Source organism: Rhizobium sp. BK251, assembly GCF_004345245.1.
GTDB lineage: Bacteria > Pseudomonadota > Alphaproteobacteria > Rhizobiales > Rhizobiaceae > Rhizobium.
On record NZ_SLUQ01000002.1, the window covers coordinates 530,084 to 547,485 of the forward strand.

At 61.3% G+C, this 17,402-nt stretch carries 16 protein-coding genes; 10 read left to right on the plus strand and 6 right to left on the minus strand.

Annotated features, from left to right (window positions below; all coding sequences use genetic code 11):
- Window positions 1-14: 14 nt before the first annotated feature.
- Complete coding sequence (gene ugpC / locus EV286_RS06445) at window positions 15-1,016, plus strand: sn-glycerol-3-phosphate ABC transporter ATP-binding protein UgpC (protein WP_132956181.1); 1,002 nt, start codon at window positions 15-17, stop codon at window positions 1,014-1,016.
- Window positions 1,017-1,301: 285 nt separating this feature from the next.
- Here the strand turns inward: ugpC and EV286_RS06450 are convergent, their stop codons facing one another.
- The 5 genes from EV286_RS06450 to EV286_RS06470 all read right to left on the minus strand — a co-directional run bounded on the left by EV286_RS06450 (window position 1,302) and on the right by EV286_RS06470 (window position 6,287).
- Window positions 1,302-2,363 carry an ABC transporter ATP-binding protein gene (locus EV286_RS06450; protein WP_132956182.1) on the minus strand — a complete coding sequence of 354 codons (1,062 nt, stop codon included), beginning with the start codon at window positions 2,361-2,363 and terminating at the stop codon, window positions 1,302-1,304.
- 12 nt (window positions 2,364-2,375) lie between these two features.
- The gene (locus tag EV286_RS06455) at window positions 2,376-3,164 is read right to left on the minus strand and encodes an ABC transporter permease (RefSeq protein ID WP_132956183.1); all 789 of its coding nucleotides are present in this window, start codon (window positions 3,162-3,164) and stop codon (window positions 2,376-2,378) included.
- A complete protein-coding gene (locus EV286_RS06460) occupies window positions 3,161-4,054 on the minus strand; it encodes an ABC transporter permease subunit (protein ID WP_132956184.1) in 894 nt (297 codons plus the stop codon). The genes EV286_RS06455 and EV286_RS06460 overlap by 4 nt, the downstream gene beginning before the upstream one ends.
- Window positions 4,055-4,126: 72 nt before the next feature.
- Window positions 4,127-5,230, minus strand: a complete 1,104-nt coding sequence (locus EV286_RS06465) for an ABC transporter substrate-binding protein (RefSeq protein WP_132956185.1) — start codon at window positions 5,228-5,230, stop codon at window positions 4,127-4,129.
- 184 nt (window positions 5,231-5,414) lie between these two features.
- Window positions 5,415-6,287 (minus strand): MurR/RpiR family transcriptional regulator, encoded by an 873-nt coding sequence (locus tag EV286_RS06470; RefSeq protein ID WP_132956186.1) that lies wholly within the window; start codon window positions 6,285-6,287, stop codon window positions 5,415-5,417.
- 206 nt (window positions 6,288-6,493) lie between these two features.
- Between EV286_RS06470 and EV286_RS06475 the strand changes: the two genes are divergently transcribed.
- From EV286_RS06475 to EV286_RS06500, 6 genes are all read left to right on the plus strand, one after another.
- Entirely contained in the window at window positions 6,494-7,261 is a 768-nt protein-coding gene (locus EV286_RS06475; RefSeq protein ID WP_132956187.1) for an N-formylglutamate amidohydrolase, read from the plus strand.
- 118 nt (window positions 7,262-7,379) lie between these two features.
- The gene (locus EV286_RS06480; RefSeq protein WP_132956188.1) at window positions 7,380-8,927 is read left to right on the plus strand and encodes an amino acid permease; all 1,548 of its coding nucleotides are present in this window, start codon (window positions 7,380-7,382) and stop codon (window positions 8,925-8,927) included.
- Between the two features lie 70 nt (window positions 8,928-8,997).
- The gene (locus tag EV286_RS06485) at window positions 8,998-10,365 is read left to right on the plus strand and encodes a glutamine synthetase family protein (protein ID WP_132956189.1); all 1,368 of its coding nucleotides are present in this window, start codon (window positions 8,998-9,000) and stop codon (window positions 10,363-10,365) included.
- A gap of 121 nt (window positions 10,366-10,486) precedes the next feature.
- Window positions 10,487-11,872, plus strand: coding sequence for an aldehyde dehydrogenase family protein (locus tag EV286_RS06490; protein ID WP_132956190.1), 1,386 nt, complete (start codon window positions 10,487-10,489; stop codon window positions 11,870-11,872).
- The gene (locus EV286_RS06495) at window positions 11,869-13,023 is read left to right on the plus strand and encodes an iron-containing alcohol dehydrogenase (RefSeq protein ID WP_132956191.1); all 1,155 of its coding nucleotides are present in this window, start codon (window positions 11,869-11,871) and stop codon (window positions 13,021-13,023) included. Before EV286_RS06490 ends, EV286_RS06495 begins: the two co-directional genes overlap by 4 nt.
- A 209-nt stretch (window positions 13,024-13,232) precedes the next feature.
- Window positions 13,233-13,949, plus strand: coding sequence for a ParA family protein (locus EV286_RS06500; protein ID WP_132956192.1), 717 nt, complete (start codon window positions 13,233-13,235; stop codon window positions 13,947-13,949).
- Window positions 13,950-13,998: 49 nt separating this feature from the next.
- On the opposite strand, the gene EV286_RS06505 is transcribed toward EV286_RS06500, so the two are convergent.
- Window positions 13,999-15,375, minus strand: coding sequence for a L,D-transpeptidase (locus EV286_RS06505; RefSeq protein WP_132956193.1), 1,377 nt, complete (start codon window positions 15,373-15,375; stop codon window positions 13,999-14,001).
- A 312-nt stretch (window positions 15,376-15,687) separates the two neighbouring features.
- Here EV286_RS06505 and EV286_RS06510 point away from each other — a divergent pair, with 312 nt between their 5' ends.
- The 3 genes from EV286_RS06510 (at window position 15,688) to EV286_RS06520 (ending at window position 17,386) form a co-directional block, all read left to right on the plus strand.
- Window positions 15,688-16,527, plus strand: a complete 840-nt coding sequence (locus EV286_RS06510) for an aldose 1-epimerase family protein (RefSeq protein ID WP_132956194.1) — start codon at window positions 15,688-15,690, stop codon at window positions 16,525-16,527.
- 87 nt (window positions 16,528-16,614) lie between these two features.
- Window positions 16,615-16,953, plus strand: coding sequence for a TIGR01244 family sulfur transferase (locus tag EV286_RS06515; RefSeq protein WP_132956195.1), 339 nt, complete (start codon window positions 16,615-16,617; stop codon window positions 16,951-16,953).
- Between the two features lie 88 nt (window positions 16,954-17,041).
- Window positions 17,042-17,386, plus strand: a complete 345-nt coding sequence (locus tag EV286_RS06520) for a RidA family protein (RefSeq protein ID WP_132956196.1) — start codon at window positions 17,042-17,044, stop codon at window positions 17,384-17,386.
- The last annotated feature ends 16 nt before the right edge of the window (window positions 17,387-17,402 follow it).

The following is a 17,402-nucleotide window of genomic DNA, read 5'->3' on the forward strand; positions in this document are numbered from 1 at the left end:
AAGGGTTAGGAATAGTGGGATCGCTTCAACTCAAATCCATCCGCAAGGCCTATGGCACGCACGAGGTGCTGAAGGGCATCGACCTCGAAGTGAAGGACGGCGAATTCGTCATCTTCGTCGGACCCTCCGGCTGCGGCAAGTCGACCCTTCTGCGTAGCATCGCGGGGCTCGAAGACGTGACCTCCGGCGCCGTCGTCATCAACGGCAAGGACGTGACGGTGACGCCGCCTGCCAAGCGCGGCATCGCCATGGTGTTCCAATCCTACGCGCTCTATCCGCACCTGACGGTCAAGGACAATATGGGCCTCGGGCTGAAGCAGGCCGGGACGGCCAAGGAGGAGATCGACAAGCGGGTGACGAAGGCATCGAACATGCTGTCGCTTGCGCCCTATCTCGCCCGGCGGCCGGCCGAGCTTTCCGGCGGCCAGCGCCAGCGCGTTGCGATCGGCCGCTCCATCGTGCGCGAGCCGGATCTTTTCCTCTTCGACGAGCCGCTGTCGAACCTCGATGCGGCGTTGCGCGTCCAGACCCGCCTCGAGATCGCCCGCCTGCACCGGAGCCTGAAGGCGACGATGATCTACGTCACGCACGACCAGGTGGAGGCGATGACGCTCGCCGACAAGATCGTGGTGCTGAATGCCGGCGCGATCGAGCAGATCGGCTCGCCGATGGAGCTCTACAACCGTCCGGCCAACACCTTCGTCGCCGGCTTCATCGGCTCGCCGCAGATGAATTTCATTCCGGCCGACAAGCTCGATGACGCCAGCGCCAAGACGATCGGCATCCGTCCCGAGCACATAACGCTGTCGCGCGAAGGGGGAACATGGGCTGCCAAGGTCGTCCACGTCGAGCATCTCGGCGCCGACACGATCATCTACCTCGAATCCGAACAGTGCGGCCTGATCACGGTGCGTCTCTTCGGCGAGCACAAGTACGAGCCGGACGAGATCGTTCATGCGACGCCTGATCGGGGGCATATGCATCGCTTCGACGCGAATGACCGGGCGATCCGCTGAGAGCCGGAGGAGATTGCAGGTCGCGTTGAGCTGCAAATCTAATCGGCTCCGGCACAGCTTGCTTCTCCGTCATTCCGGCCTTGAGCCGGAATCCAGCCAGCCGCGCGTCTGCGCGGCAAAAGAGTCTTTCGCGATCAAGGACTTGATCGCGCTGGATACCGGCGCGAGGCCGGTATGACGGCGGTGGGTATTCTGCTGCTCTCCAAACAATCAATCGAGTTGAGGGCTTTGTCCGCAGCGTGAGGCGCCGTCCAGCGGCGCCTCTTGTGTTGATGGGACTTCAACTCAATCGCGGATAACGAGCAGATCGGCTGCCATGAAGCGCAGGGTCACGGTTTCCCCAGCCTGCGGCGGGGTGACGCCGGGGCTGTTGAACATGTCGAAGGAAATGACGTTGCCGCCGACATTCATCCGGGTGCGGATGACCGAGCCGAGGAAGTGGGCGGAGACGACCTCACCGGTCAGCGCCGTATCGCTCTTGATGTCTTCCGATAGCGAGCCCGCTTCCGGACGCAGCGCCAGCTGGACCGTGTCTCCCGCCTTGTAGGTCTGCACCGACTGCCTCAGCGTCACGCCCTGGTTGCCGATCTGGATGCGGTTTGCGGCCGGGTCGACCACCTTCGCCTCGATGAGGTTCAGCGTGCCGACGAACGAGGCGACGAAACGCGTGGCCGGCGTGTTGTAGATCTCGAAGGGCGAGCCGATCTGGTCCGCCTTGCCGGCATTCATGACGACGATGCGGTCGGAGATCGAGAGCGCTTCTTCCTGGTCGTGGGTGACGAAGACGGTGGTGATGCCCAGCTGCCGCTGGATCGCACGGATTTCCTCGCGCAGCGATACGCGGATCTTGGCGTCGAGCGCCGAGAGCGGCTCGTCGAGGAGCAGGACCTGCGGCTTGACGGCAAGCGCACGGGCGAGGGCCACGCGCTGCTGCTGGCCGCCTGACATCTGGTAGGGATAGCGGTCCGCCAGATGGTCGAGCTTGATGAGGCCGAGCATTTCCTTGACGCGGGCGTCGATCTCCGTCTTCGGAGTGCCGGCGACCTTGAGGCCGAAGGCGACGTTGTCGTGCACCGTCATGTTCGGAAAGAGCGCGTAGGCCTGGAACACCATGCCGATGTTGCGCTGGTTCGGCTTCAGCGGACGTTGGTCCTTGCCGTTGATGGTGAGCGTGCCGCCGGTCGGCGTTTCGAAGCCGGCGATCATGCGCAGGACCGTCGTCTTGCCGCAGCCAGACGGGCCGAGGAACGAGACGAACTCGCCTTTTTCGATGTTCATGTTGAAGTTTTTGACGACCTGGACCTGGCCGAAGGACTTCTGGATGTTGCTGAGTGTAAGAAAAGACATGAGCCGAATACCTTAAGCCTTTGCCGGGGCGGCTTTGCCGAAGCGGGAAACGAGGTTGAGCAGGCCCATGCTGAGCCATGTGATCGCAAAAGCGATGACCGCGAGCGCCGAAGGCTCGTAAGCCCTGTTGGCGCCGACAAGCTGCAGATAGGGACCGAAGGCGGGGCGGTTGAGGAGCGCGGCCATGGTGAATTCGCCCATGACGATCGCGAGCGTGATGAAGGCGCCCGAGAGAACACCGCTCATGACATTGGGGAAGATGCAGCGAACCATGATTGTCGTCCAGCTTGCGCCCAGGCTCTCGGCGGCTTCCGTTAGCGTGCGGACGTCGATGGCGCGCATGGCGGTGTCGACGGCGCGGTACATGTAGGGCAGCGAGAGCGTGATGTACGAGCACACGAGAAGGATGTTCGTGCCGGTCGTGTAGCCCGTGAGCGGCAGGATCGACGACGAGTTGTACAGGCGCAAATACCCGAAGACGATGACGATTGCCGGGATAACCAGAGGCAGGAGGGTGATGAACTCCACGACCTGGCGCATCTGCGGCAGGCGTAGCCGCACCCAATAGGCCGTGGGCACGACGAGCAGCATGCCGAAGATGATGGTAAGCAGCGCCATCAACATCGAATAGCCGAAGGTCTCGCGGAACTGGGCCTCGGAAAAGACCGACCGGTAAGCGTCGAAGCTGTAGGTGCCGCGCCGCATACGCAGCGAGAACTCGATCGTGCCGATGAGAGGAATGACGAAATAGGATGCGCCCAGGATTATGGCGATCCAGGCGCCGAGACGTTGTGCCTTCATTTTTGCCACCGTTCAGCGCGCATGCGCAGCATGAGATAAAGGACGTTGGAGACACCGGTGATGACGATCATGCCGAGCGCGATCGCATAGCCAAGATTGGCGTTGTGGAGAACGTCGCCGCGGATCTGCGCATAAAGCAGGATCGGGACGATGTTCAGTGAACTGCCGGTCAAGGCGTAGGCTGTCGCGATGGCGCCGAAGGCGTTTGCAAACAGGAGCAGTGTCGTGCCGAGCAGGCTCGGCCAGAGGATAGGCAGGGCAACCATCGTCCAGTACTGGCGGTTGGTTGCGCCGAGGATTTCCGCGGCTTCGCGCCACTCCTTCTTCATGCCGTCGAGCGCCGGCGTCAGGATCAGCACCATCAGCGGGATCTGGAAATAGATGTAGGTGATGGTGAGGCCGAAGAAGCTCAGCAGGTTGAAGCCGGTGCCGTAGAGATTGAAGCCGAACCAGTCGCGCAGAAACAGCGTCACGAGGCCCGTGCGTCCGAGTGTGGCGAGGAAGGCAAAGGCCAGCGGAACGCCGGCGAAATTGGAGGCGACACCGGAAAAAGTGAGCAGCGACGAGCGCACCCACGACGGAAGACCGCCGAGAACGATCGCCCAGGCTAGGAAAAAGCCGATCACCGCGCCGCCGACCGCAGACGCGACCGAGACACGAATACTGATCCAGTAAGCACCCATAATGGATGGCGTAAAAAGGTCCCCGATATTCTTCAGGGTAAAATCGCCCTCAGGCGTCAGAAAGGCGCCGGCAACGAGATAAAGGGTCGGAACGATGAGAAAAAGCAGCGCGAAGATGGTGAAGGGCAGGATGCCCAGCCAGTCGATCACGCGGTCCTTGTTGATCATCGGCGCCGTATTAGCCATTGGTGTTGAAACAGTGCTCATCAAGCTCATCCAAGGGGGCGTTGGCGAGGAAAAAAACCTCCCCGCCTTTCGGCGGGGAGGTCGGGTCAGGTCTTACTGAACGTTGGCTCCGACGACGGAGTCCCAGCTCGTCGTGATGGCTTGCTTGCCTGCTGCCTGCTCTTCGAGCGTCGGGAACACGGCCTTTTCGTAGGCAGCGGCCGGCGGCAGCGCGTCGAGGAGGTCCTTCGGGATCTTGTTGTTCTTGGCAAGATCGTTGAAGCGGATCGGGTGGCAATAGCCCTTCAGCCAGCCGAGCTGACCTTCGTCCGAATAGAGGTATTCCATCCAGAGCTTCGCAGCGTTCGGGTGCGGGGCAAATGCCGAGATCGCCTGGACGTAAACGCCGGCAACGACGCCGGTCTTCGGAACGACGACTTCAAACGGCGGGTTGCCCTTCAGGCCGGAGCCCCAGGACAGGGCGTTGTAGTCCCAGGCGATGATGATCGGCGTGGAACCCTGTGCAAACGGAGCAGCCTTGCCGGTGACGGGCACGAAATTGCCCTTCTTGTTGAGTTCCGCGAAGAACTGCAGACCAGCTTCGCCGGCCTTTGCGGCGTCGCCGCCCGAAGCGGAGAGGCCTGCAGCGTAAACGCCCTGTACGGCCTGGTTGGCGGTACGCGGGTCGCCTGCGAGTGCTACCATGTTGGCATAGTCGCTCTTCTGGAGATCCGGCCAGTCAGCCGGCGATTCCTTGACGAGGTCCTTGTTCACCAGGAAGGAGAGGACGCCGTAGTAGTCGCCGTACCAGTAGCCGTCTGCATCCTTGGCGCTATCCGGAATGGAATCCCAGGTGGAGACCTTGTAGGGCTGGATCAGGCCATCGGCCTTTGCAGAGGGGCCGAAGGAGAGGCCGACGTCGATAACGTCAGGAGCCTGCGGGCCGGTGTTGCCCTTGTTGGCCTTGATCGCTTCGATTTCGTCGCCCGAACCGGCATCCGGGTTCAGTTCGTTGACTTCGAGACCATACTTGGCCTTGAAGCCTGCGATGACGTCGCCGTAGCCGCACCAGTCGTGGGGCAGTGCGATGGTCGTCAGCGTGCCTTCCTTCTTGGCGGCCGCGATCAGTTCTGCGCTCGGCTCAGCAGCGGCGATCGCGGTCGAGGCCACGATCATCGCAGTAGAGAGCGAGAGCATTTTGGAAATGTTAGAGATCACTGTTGTTCTCCTTCGGGTTTCAGTGTCTGGCGATGCTGTTACTGACCTAACGTGAAGCTTGTGTGACAGATAGATGACGATAATTTATCTATGAGCCGCAAGCATTTGTACTCAATGTTTCATTTGCGACACTCGCAACGATTGCGCGAAACGTCGCGGTGATTTGACTGAACTCTTTTTCCTCCTACCCCAGCTTGCGGAAGAGCTGCGACTGTTCGAACAGACCCTCCAATGTCTTCATGCGCTCCTTTGTCTCGTCCCACATCGAGTTCTGCACGGCCTCGATGAGGGCCTCGACGATAAACATCGTGACGACGGATGAATCCCAGGCGGACGGCGCCTCGATCTGCACGCGAAACGTATGCCTTGCGTGCTTGGCGGCAGGCGATGCCCATTGATCCGTGAAGACGATGATCTCGGCGCCGCGCTTGCGGGCGGCGGCGGCAAGGCTGACGATCTCATGCTCGTAGCGACGGATGTCGAAGATGATCAGAATGTCGGCCGCATTCATATTGAGCGCGTATTGCGGCCATGAGCTGGAATTCGGCGACAGCAGCGTCGTACTCGGCCGGATGACCTGCATGTGCGTGAAGAAATATTCGGCGAGCGCCCCGGTGATGCGGCCGCCGACGAAATAGAGGCCGCGCTTGCGATCGGAAAGGAGTGCTGCGACGCTGTCGAAGGTCGCGGTATCGAGATCGGAGAGCGTCTGGCGCAGGTTGCCGATGATCGCGTCGGCGAAGCGGTTGAGGATGTGCGTTCCCGGAGCGTTCGAGGCCCAGCGGTCGTGCTTGGCAATCGGATTGGAGATGGTGGCTTCGACCTCCTGGTGGAGGCGCGCCTGGAAGTCGGGGTAGCCCTTGAAGCCGAGCTTCTGGACCATGCGGGCGACGGTGGGCGTCGAGACGCCGGCGTTTTCCGCCACCGTCGTGATGCTGCCGAGACCGGAAACCGGATAGTTGTCCAGGAGGCTTTCAGCCAACTGCCTCTCGGCGCGGGTCAACGCGTCGAAATGCGCATGGATTACGTCAGACACTGTCTTCGACGCAGTTGTCACCCTAATTGCTCCCCGGGATTGGCTTGTTTTGTTCCTCGCGCTTTCCTCAGCGCGCAGATGCCACTTTCCCACTGAAAGTTAACAACGCTGTCACAATCCATGTCAACTGTTGTCATGAAAAGAAATTTTCAGAGTGCGCTTGACACTTCCCGAAAGCTGAAGAATTCTTTTCTTATAAATATTTTATTAAGGCTGGCAGGGGGCCGATGCTGGTTCGGCAGACGGTTTTGACGGAGGCGGAAGGGGACTGCGTCGGTGTCGAAAGGCCCGATGGCAAGAGCCCGGTCCTGCTTATCTGCGAACATGCCTCCAACCGCATACCCATCCGCTTCGGCGATCTCGGGCTTTCCGAAGAGGCGCTTTCCAGCCATATCGCCTGGGACCCGGGTGCGCTTGCGGTAGCGCAGGGGATTTCGGCTGCGCTGGACGCCACACTGATACATCAGCGCTTCAGCCGTCTGATCTACGACTGCAACCGGCCGCCCGAATCACCGGGCGCCATGCCGGAGATGAGCGAAATCTACGCCGTGCCCGGAAATCAGGGCCTCTCCGACGAGGAGAAGACGGCGCGCACCGAAGCGATCTACATTCCTTTCCACCAACGCATACGCTCAATCATCGGCGAGCGCAGCGCGCGCGGACAGGACAGCGTCATCATGACGATGCACAGCTTTACGCCCGTCTACAACGGCAAGCCGAGACTGGTGGAACTCGGCATATTGCACGATACGGACGACCGGCTGGCAAACCGGATGCTCGAAGCGGCAGCAGATGCACCGCTTTACAGGACAGAACGCAACGAGCCTTACGGGCCGACGGACGGCGTTACCCACACGCTGCGGCTCCATGGACTCGAAAACGGTCTGCGCAACGTGATGATCGAGGTCCGCAACGACCTCATCGGAGACAAGGTCGGCCAAGGGGTCGTGGCCGACTATCTCACGGGACTCCTTCAGAAGAGTCTCGAAGCTTAAAACAGAAAGACCCCAGGGAGCAGTTTAGCTGCGTTCAGGCCATCGGTGAAAAAACGCCGCGGGCCGCTTGCACGGGATGATCCGCAATTCCGCGGATGATCGGTTACAGGGGGAAGTCATGTCGGACTATTCAGAAACAGACAAAAAGCAGGACATGCAGGTCCTGCATTCCATGGGCTATGCCCAGGAGTTGGAGCGACGAATGAGTCAGTTCTCCAACTTCGCAGTGTCGTTCTCCATCATTTGCATCCTGTCGGGCGGCATCAACTCGCTGGCGCAGGCGACATCGGGCGCGGGCGGTGCCGCGATCGGCATCGGCTGGCCGCTCGGATGCTTCGTTTCCCTGGTATTTGCGGTAGCGATGGCACAGATCGGCTCCGCCTATCCCACGGCCGGCGGCCTCTATCACTGGGGCTCGATCCTCGGCAACCGGTTCACCGGCTGGCTGACCGCATGGTTCAACCTGCTGGGTCTCGTCACGGTTCTCGGCGCCATCAACGTCGGTACATACTATTTCTTCATGGGTGCCTTCGGGACGACCTATCTCGGCCTCGTGGACACGACGCTGACGCGCATCGTTTTCCTCGTGATCATCACCGGGCTTCAGGCGCTGGTGAACCACATGGGTATCGGCTTGACGGCGAAGCTCACGGACTTCTCCGGCTATCTGATCTTCGCAACGGCGATCGTTCTTGCGGCGGTGTGCCTGCTTGCAGCACCTTCCTACGAGTTCGGCCGGCTCTTCACCTTCTCCAACTACTCGGGTGATGCGGGCGGTGGCGTCTGGCCGTCGACCTCGGGTGCCTGGGTCTTCCTGCTCGGCCTGCTGCTGCCGATCTACACGATCACCGGCTATGACGCTTCGGCGCATACTTCCGAAGAGACAGTCAAGGCAGCGCATTCCGTGCCGCGCGGCATGGTCGCGTCGGTTCTGTGGTCCGCTCTGTTCGGCTACATCATGCTGTGCGCCTTCGTGCTCATGATCCCGAACATGGACGACGCGGCCCAGCAGGGCTGGAACGTTTTCTTCTGGGCCATGGATGCTCAGGTGCACCCGGTCGTCAAGGACCTGCTCTACTTCGCGATCTTCATCAGCCAGTGGCTGTGCGGTCTCGCGACGGTGACCTCGGTCTCGCGCATGATCTTCGCTTTCTCGCGTGACGGCGGCCTGCCGGCCTCCAAGGCGCTCGCGAAGGTCAGCCCGAAGCACCGCACACCGGTTGCCGCGATCTGGACGGGCTCGATCCTCTCGGTGCTCTTCGTATGGGGCTCTTCGCTCGTCTCGATCGGCGAGACGCCGGTCTATTCGATCGTCGTTTCGTGCACCGTCATCTTCCTCTTCTTCTCCTTTGCGATCCCGATCACGCTCGGCCTGTTCGCCTGGGGAACCTCGAAGTGGGACAAGATGGGTCCGTGGAACCTGGGCGAAGGCGTCTTCAAGCTCTTCGCTGTCCTGTCGATCATCGCGATGATCCTGATCTTCGTGCTCGGCATCCAGCCGCCGAACGACTGGGCGCTCTACATCACGGTCGGCTTCCTCGTGCTGACGGGTATCGTCTGGTTCGGCTTCGAAAGCCGCCGCTTCCAGGGTCCGCCGATCGGCGACGCTATTGCGAGGCGCCAGGCGGAGATTGCCGCTGCCGAGCATGCGGTAGGCGAGAAGTAAACGGCATTGATCGATCCGAGGGCCGCGAAGCCGCGGCCCTCGACGGACTCAGCGAATTGGCGGATCAAACATGAGCACCAGCTATACTTTCGACGATCTCAAAAAGGATGTTGCCGAGGGGCGCATCGATACGGTCCTGGCGTGTCAGGTCGACATGCAGGGCCGGCTGATGGGCAAGCGCTTCCAGGCCGAATATTTCATCGAAAGCGCCTGGAAGGAGACCCATAGCTGCAACTATCTCGTCGCCACCGACATGGAGATGGAGACGGTATCCGGCTACAAGGCAACGAGCTGGGAGAAGGGCTATGGCGACTACACGATGAAGCCGGATCTTTCGACGCTCCGACGCATCCCCTGGCTCGAAGGCACGGCGCTTGTGCTGTGCGATCTCCTCGACCACCACACCCATGAGGAGGTGCCGCATTCACCGCGCGCCATCTTGAAGAAGCAGGTCAAGCGCCTGGAGGCGATGGGCATGAAGGCCTACATGGCCTCCGAACTCGAGTTCTTCCTCTTCGACCAGAGCTATGAGACGGCGCAGGCTTCCGGCTACCGCAACCTCAAGCTCGCCAGCGCCTATAACGAGGACTACCACATCTTCCAGACGACCAAGGAGGAAGAGGTGATGCGGGCGATCCGCACCGGGCTGCAGGGCGCCGGGATCCCGGTCGAGAATTCCAAGGGCGAGGCATCCGCCGGGCAGGAAGAGATCAACGTGCGCTATGCCGACGCGCTCGCCATGGCGGACCGGCACGCGATCATCAAGAACGGTTGCAAGGAAATCGCCTGGTCGAAGGGCAAGGCCATCACCTTCCTTGCCAAGTGGAGCTATACGGCCGCAGGAAGCTCCTCCCATATCCATCAATCGCTGTGGAGCCTGGAGGAGAAGCCGCTGTTCTTCGACCACACCGGCAAGTACGGCATGTCGCCGCTTATGCAGAACTACGTGGCCGGGCTTCTCAGCCACGCAAGTGAAATCACCTATTTCCTGGCGCCTTACATTAACTCCTACAAGCGCTTCATGGCCGGCACCTTCGCGCCGACCAAGGCAATCTGGAGCAAGGATAACCGCACCGCCGGCTATCGTCTCTGCGGCGAGGAGACCAAGGGAATCCGCATCGAATGCCGCGTCGGCGGCTCCGACCTCAATCCGTATCTCGCATTTGCAGCGTTGCTTGCGGCGGGCATCGACGGCATCGAGAACAAGATGGAGCTCGAGGCGCCTTTCGTCGGCGACGCCTATTACGGCAAGGATATCCGCGAGATTCCGCGCACGCTGCGCTCCGCGACCGAGGCAATGACCGGCTCGAAGATGCTGCGCGCCGCCTTCGGCGACGAGGTGATCGATCACTACACCCGCGCCGCGGAATGGGAACAGGAGGAATATGATCGCCGCGTGACCGACTGGGAGGTGGCGAGAGGATTCGAAAGGGCGTAAGGGTGGCGGCAATCCCGCCCCTTTTCCTGTCACAACGGACGGCGGCGGATGGGTGTCCGCACGGCGCATTTCCGGCCGTTGCCGGATCAAATTGAACGAATAGAACGACAGGATTTCGATCATGAGCATGATCACATGTGTTTCCCCGGTAAACGGGGAGGTCTACGCCGAGCGTCCGGCGCTTTCGCTGGAAGCCGCCAAGGATGCGGTGGCGCGTGCCCGCAAGGCGCAGAAGACCTGGGCGAAGCGACCTCTGGAAGAGCGGGTGCAGCTCGTCCTCAAGGGTGTCGCACGCCTGAACGAGATGTCCGATGTCGTCGTGCCGGAGCTCGCGTGGCAGATGGGGCGTCCGATCAAGTATGGCGGCGAGTATCGTGGCTTCAACGAACGCTCGAATTATGTCGCCTCGATTGCCGCCGATGCGCTGTCGCCGATGATCGTCGAGAACAGCGCCAGCTTCGAGCGCCGCATCGAGCGGGAGCCGCATGGCGTCGTCTTCGTCATCGCGCCATGGAACTATCCCTACATGACGGCGATCAACACGGTCGCCCCGGCGCTGATGGCCGGCAATACCGTGGTGCTGAAGCATGCGAGCCAGACGCTGCTCGTCGGCGAACGGCTGGTGCAGGCCTTCGTCGAGGCGGGCGTTCCGGAGGATGTCTTCCAGAACGTCTTCCTCGATCATGACACGACTTCGGCGCTGATTGCCGCCGGCAGCTTCAACTTCATCAACTTCACCGGCTCGGTCGAGGGCGGCCGGACGATGGAGCGGGCAGCCGCCGGCACCTTCACCGGCCTCGGGCTCGAGCTCGGCGGCAAGGATCCGGGCTATGTGATGGAGGATGCCGACCTCGACGCCGCCGTCGATACGCTGATGGACGGGGCAACCTACAATTCCGGCCAATGCTGCTGCGGCATCGAGCGCATCTATGTGCATGAATCGCTCTACGACGCCTTCGTCGAGAAGTCGGTCGCCTGGGTTTCCAACTACAAGCTCGGCAATCCGCTCGACCCGGAGACCACGCTCGGCCCGATGGCAAACAAGCGCTTCGCCAAGGTGGTGCGCGAACAGGTCGCCGATGCCGTCTCCAAGGGCGCCAAGGCGCTCGTCGACCCCAAGCTCTTCCCGGCCGATGACGGCGGCGCCTATCTCGCCCCGCAGATCCTCGTCAATGTCGATCACTCCATGCCCTTCATGCGCGAGGAAACCTTTGGTCCCGCCGTCGGGATCATGAAGGTGAAGAGCGACGAAGAGGCGCTGGGGCTGATGAACGACAGCCAGTACGGGCTAACGGCCTCGCTGTGGACCAAGGATCCGGAGCGGGCAGGGCGGCTCGGCCGGGAGATCGAGACCGGCACCGTCTTCATGAACCGCGCCGACTATCTCGATCCGGCGCTTTGCTGGACCGGCGTCAAGGAAACCGGCCGCGGCGGCTCGCTCTCCATCATCGGCCTCCACAACCTGACGCGCCCGAAATCCTTCCATCTCAAGAAAGTCACAGCATGAGCAGCAGCAACATCACCGCAAACTGGAGCTATCCGACCGCCTTCAAGCTCGGCCGAGGTCGCATCAAGGAACTGGCGGACGCGTGCAAGAGTCTCGGCATGAAGAAGCCACTCCTCGTCACCGACCGGGGACTTGCCTCCATGGCGATCACGAAGAATGCGCTCGACATTCTGGAAGAGGCTGGCCTTGGCCGCGCGATCTTCGCCGATGTCGATCCGAACCCGAACGAGAAGAACCTCGATGCGGGCGTGAAGGCCTTCAAGGATGGCGGACATGACGGCGTCGTCGCCTTCGGCGGTGGCTCCGGTCTCGACCTCGGCAAGTGCATTGCCTTTATGGCGGGGCAGACACGGCCGGTCTGGGACTTCGAGGACATCGGCGACTGGTGGACGCGCGCGAGCGTCCAGGGCATTGCGCCGATCGTTGCCGTGCCGACGACCGCCGGTACCGGCTCGGAGGTCGGCCGTGCCAGTGTCATCACCAATTCGGCGACGCATGTGAAGAAGATCATCTTTCACCCGAAGTTCCTGCCGGGCGTCGTCATCGCCGATCCGGAGCTGACGGTCGGCATGCCGAAGATCATCACCGCCGGCACCGGCATGGATGCCTTCGCCCACTGCCTCGAAGCCTATTGCTCTCCCTTCTATCATCCGATGTCCGCGGGCATCGCGCTTGAGGGGATGCGGCTCGTCAAGGAATTCCTGCCGCGCGCCTACAAGGAAGGCACCGACCTCGAGGCCCGTGCCAACATGATGTCGGCAGCCGCGATGGGTGCCGTCGCCTTCCAGAAGGGGCTCGGCGCAATCCATGCGCTGTCGCATCCGATCGGCGCCGTCTACAACACCCATCACGGCATGACGAATGCCGTCGTCATGCCGGCCGTGCTGCGCTTCAACCGGAAGCCCATAGAGGAGAAGATCGGCCGTGCGGCAGCCTATCTCGGCATTTCCGGCGGCTTCGACGGCTTCTACGACTACGTGCTGAAACTGCGCGCCGAACTCGGCGTGCCTGACAACCTGACCGCAATGGGAATCACGCCGGACCGAATCGACGAACTGTCGGCGATGGCGATCGAGGACCCGAGCGCGGGCGGCAACCCGGTACCGATGACGCTTGAAAATACCAAGGCGCTTTTCCGCGACTGCTTCTGAACCATAAAAGGCGGACCGTCAGACTTGCCCGGGGAGCCAACGCTTCCCGGGTTTTTCTTATCCGCGCGGGCTGTCGCGGGTCCAGCCGGCCCTCGGATTAAGGCTTTGTTAACCATACTGGGAAAGGATGCGTTAACCGCACCATGAACGCGCCGGTGCGTAGTTTAAGAGCGATCCTGGGCGCTCGCCATCCCCGCGAGGACGACACAATGGCAGTCATCACTTTTGCCAACACCAAGGGAGGGGCGGGCAAGACTACGGCCGTTCTCCTTCTCGCCACCGAGCTTGCACGCAAGGGATATCGGGTCACCATCCTCGATGCCGATCCGCAGCACTGGATCACCCGCTGGTACGAGATCTCCGGCGCCGTCGAGAACATCTCGGTCATCAATTTCGTGACAACGGCATCGCTGCCACAGCACCTCAGCGAGAACAGGCACTGTACCGATTATTTCATCGTCGACCTCCCCGGGGCGCGCAATCCGCTGCTTGCCACCGCGATCGGTCTTTCGGATCACGTCCTAATCCCGATCCAGGGTTGCGCCATGGATGCGCGAGGCGGGGCACAGGTGCTCGAACTCCTGCAATATCTCGAGGACAAGGCCGGCATCAGGATCGGCTATTCCGTGGTGCTGACCCGCGTCAATTCGCTGGTCACGACGCGGGCGTTGCAGACGGTGAAGGCGCTCCTGAACGAGCGCCAGGTTCCGGTACTCGATACCGCGATCATCGAGCGCTCGGCCTTTCGCGACATCTTCGACTGCGGCGGCACGCTCTACGGGATGGACGCGAACCGGGTCAGCAATCTCGGAAAGGCGCAGGAGAATGCCCGCGCCTTCTGTGAGGAAATGATGGGGATCGTCCCGGTGAGACTGCCAGCCTCGGCACGCAATGACCTGGCGGAAAATATCCGTTCGGCAGCCTGAAGCTTATCAATGCGGAGCCTGTCGACTGAGGCGGCAGGCAGGGCAGTCATCAATCAGCAAATTCGACCACGACACCGGGCTTGACCATCTTGGCAAGCTCGGTTGCATCCCAGTTCGTCAGGCGTACGCAGCCATGACTTTGGGTGCGGCCGATCTTGGAGGGCTCGGGTGTTCCGTGGATGCCGTAGGTGGGCTTGGAGAGCGCCATCCAGACGGTGCCAACCGGACCGTTCGGGCCTGGCGGGATGTTCAGGATCTTGTCGTTCGCGCCCTGCTGGAAGTTGATCTTCGGATTGTAGGTGTAGCCCGGATTGAGGGCGACGCGCTCGACGGTGACCGTGCCAGAAGGCGAGGGCGTGTCACTCGAGCCGATGCTCGCCGGATAGGCGGCGATCAACGCGCCGGTGGCGTCATACGCGAACACCTGCTTGCGGGCCTTGTCGGCGATGATGCGCGCCACGCTGCCGGCCTTCGGATCACCCGGATTGACGACCTTGATGACCGTGCCGGGAACAGTGAAGTCCACGCCCGGATTCATCTCCTTCAGGAAGTTCTCGTCCATGTGGAATCGCTCGGCAAACATCTCAGTCGTCGAGGTGTAGTTGAGGCCGGGCAGCAGCGCCTTCTGCGAGTAGTCTTCCGGGATCTCGGCGACATAGGGACCCGCGACGTCGGCCGGCGTGATCGTGTAGTTGACGACCGGCAGACCACCGGACATGCGCAGGTCTTCGAGGATGGCCTCGGTGTTGTTGGGATCGAGCTTCTCGCCGGTCATCTGCTCGTAGGCATAGATCGCCTTGGTGACGTTCGAGCCCATGTGACCGTCGATGACACCCGGCGAGGCGCCCTTGCGATCAAGGAACACCTGCAACGCGACGATCTCGGGCTTCGACTTGTTATTCAGCGTTATGACCGGCTCGTTGGGCGTCGTGTTCCGCTCGATCACCGAGGGTGACTGCTGCTCCGGCTCGATCGAGGCATAGGTATTGTCGTCCTGCGGATAGGGCTGGGCGGCGCTATCATCTGGATAGGACTGATCGGGGAGCGGCTCGCGCTCAACAGTGCCATAGCGTGAAATCGAACCGGTAACCGCGCCGCGTTCCAAGTAGCGCGTATCGCCGTAGTTGTCGTAGGCGCCGTCGTTGCCATAGGCGTCACGCGGACGTTGCGGGAAATAGCGGTCCGACCGCATTTCGGTGGCAACCAGGTTGCCGTAATGGTCGATCAGCACGCGCTGGCCACGGGGATCGCGTGCATAGATGACGTCGCGGCTATCCGGGATGTAGTCGAGAATTTCACCATTCGGGGTGACGAAGACCACGTCGTTATGCCGGCGGCCGTAGCCCTCCTGGGCCTGCGCTTCAGGCATGACTGAGGACGCTGCGAGGAGCGCCAAGGCGAAGCTGATTTTGCTATAGCGATTCACGTCTTCTCGTCCTCAAACAGTGACTTGGCCGACACACACATGCAAATCTTGACGCTAATGTGGAATTTATGAAGCCATGGTGAATAAAACATAAAAATTTCCGCTATTTGAATGCTTTCTAAAACGCATATGCATTCGAATTGTTTCCGCTGTTTTTCAGGCGGGTCCGGGCGACTGCGACGGTTGCCTTTGAGATTGACGAACGGGGGCGTCGGACCTAAGCCCTCAATGGGATTTCCGCGGGGAGTGCAGGGGATTCGAGGGTGCGCGCGGTTTGTCGGCAAGCGCCACATATCTGGAGGACGATATCGAATGCTGGAATTTGCGGCTGCGAAAGGCCCACGGCTCATGCTGGACGAAAGTTCGGTCATGGACATCGGCGCCTGTTATGTCGAGGGCGTCAACCTTGCGCCGGGCCGTGCGATCCCGGATGACGGCGATCCCCGCATCGACCATTCGCTCGAGGGTTTCCTCTTCACCTGCGGGCCGGATCATATCCGCCATGTCGAGCCGATGCCGGGCGCCGCGGACGGTCAGAAATATCCGCTGCACGGATCCTTCTCCGCCAATCCGGCCGAGGTGTTGTGGACCCGATTCGAGGATGGGAATGCCGAGTGCCGGGCCGACGTGCCGCTCGTGACGGTCGAGGGACGAAGCGCGAGGCTGGAGCGCCACTGGCGAATCGATGGCGAAAGCGGCGAGGTGCAGCTTGCCGACCGTGTCGTCAATACGAGCGGCGAGACGATGCCGGTGTTCCTCATGTACCACATGAATGTCGGAGCGAAGTGGTTCGACGATGGCGTGCGCCTTGCCGGCGCCATGCTGGAGAATGGCGGATCGCCATGGAATTTCGGCGAAGAGCCGGGCAGCGTCTTTTGCGTACCGGCAGGCATCGCTGGCGGGGAGTGGGCAGAGCTGAGGCTAGGCCCGATTGCCGCTACCGGCGGCAGGACGCTGAGGGTCCGCTTTCGAAGCGATACGCTGCCCTTCCTGCAGATGTGGCGCAACCAGAAAGCCCCCGCAAATGTGCTCGGCATCGAGCCGGTTTCGCACCGTTGGGTGCCGCGGGCGGAACTCGAGCAGGCGGGCGAATTCAATCTGCTGAAGCCCGGCGAGAGCCGCAGCTTTGCACTCACTTTCGCCTTCGTCTGATCCGATGATTTTGGTTGTTTCGCCAAGGTTGACGCCCTGTCGGGTGCGGCGTAGAGCTTAGTCTACTATTCTAGAGAGGAATGCGACATGGACATTCGCCCGATCGATGACGAATACTCGGTCTCCGGCCAGATCACGCTCGAAGACCTCGATGAGATCAAGGCGTTGGGCTTCAAGTCGATCGTCTGCCATCGCCCCGATCACGAGAGCCCGGATCAGCCGGAGTTTGCGACAATCGAGGCACGCGCCAAGGAACTCGGCCTCGAGATCGCACACGTGCCGGTCGGACCCATGGGTGTGACCGAGGAAGCGGTGCAGGGCATGGTCGACGCGCTCGACGAGTTTCCGCGGCCGATGCTCGGCTACTGCCGGTCGGGAGCGCGTTCCACCGCGATCTACCAGAAGACCCATCATATCCGCGCCTAGCACGGTTGGATCATCACCATTCGAAAGCGCGGCGGAGGCTGCGCTTTTTGATTTGTTCGTTGTCTCAAAACAGCTTCAGGAGAGAGAAATGGCTATCAAGCGCATCGAAGTCGGCTCACGCATGAGCGGCGCCGTCATCCACGGCAACACGGTTTACCTGGCTGGCCAGGTCGGCGAAGGCGAAAGCGTCACCGAACAGTCCAAGTTCGCTCTTGCCGAAGTGGACCGCCTCCTGGCGGCTGCCGGCACCGACAAGTCCAAGATCCTGCAGACGCTGATCTACCTCTCGGACATGTCCTACTTCGCGGAAATGAACGCTGTGTGGGAAGCATGGGTCGATCCGAAGAATACGCCGGCGCGTGCAACGAGCGAAGCCAAGCTTGCCGCGCCGAAGTACAAGGTGGAATTCACCGTCACGGCGGCGATCGACTGATCGAGGCCTGGGCTAT

What these genes read in the sequence shown, in the direction of transcription:
- EV286_RS06450 (WP_132956182.1), bottom strand. Translation starts at nt 2,363, where the DNA reads ATGTCTTTTCTTACACTCAGCAACATCCAGAAGTCCTTCGGCCAGGTC.
- EV286_RS06455 (WP_132956183.1), bottom strand. Translation starts at nt 3,164, where the DNA reads ATGAAGGCACAACGTCTCGGCGCCTGGATCGCCATAATCCTGGGCGCA.
- EV286_RS06460 (WP_132956184.1), bottom strand. Translation starts at nt 4,054, where the DNA reads ATGAGCACTGTTTCAACACCAATGGCTAATACGGCGCCGATGATCAAC.
- EV286_RS06475 (WP_132956187.1), top strand. Translation starts at nt 6,494, where the DNA reads ATGCTGGTTCGGCAGACGGTTTTGACGGAGGCGGAAGGGGACTGCGTC.
- EV286_RS06480 (WP_132956188.1), top strand. Translation starts at nt 7,380, where the DNA reads ATGTCGGACTATTCAGAAACAGACAAAAAGCAGGACATGCAGGTCCTG.
- EV286_RS06485 (WP_132956189.1), top strand. Translation starts at nt 8,998, where the DNA reads ATGAGCACCAGCTATACTTTCGACGATCTCAAAAAGGATGTTGCCGAG.
- EV286_RS06490 (WP_132956190.1), top strand. Translation starts at nt 10,487, where the DNA reads ATGAGCATGATCACATGTGTTTCCCCGGTAAACGGGGAGGTCTACGCC.
- EV286_RS06495 (WP_132956191.1), top strand. Translation starts at nt 11,869, where the DNA reads ATGAGCAGCAGCAACATCACCGCAAACTGGAGCTATCCGACCGCCTTC.
- EV286_RS06500 (WP_132956192.1), top strand. Translation starts at nt 13,233, where the DNA reads ATGGCAGTCATCACTTTTGCCAACACCAAGGGAGGGGCGGGCAAGACT.
- EV286_RS06510 (WP_132956194.1), top strand. Translation starts at nt 15,688, where the DNA reads ATGCTGGAATTTGCGGCTGCGAAAGGCCCACGGCTCATGCTGGACGAA.
- EV286_RS06515 (WP_132956195.1), top strand. Translation starts at nt 16,615, where the DNA reads ATGGACATTCGCCCGATCGATGACGAATACTCGGTCTCCGGCCAGATC.
- EV286_RS06520 (WP_132956196.1), top strand. Translation starts at nt 17,042, where the DNA reads ATGGCTATCAAGCGCATCGAAGTCGGCTCACGCATGAGCGGCGCCGTC.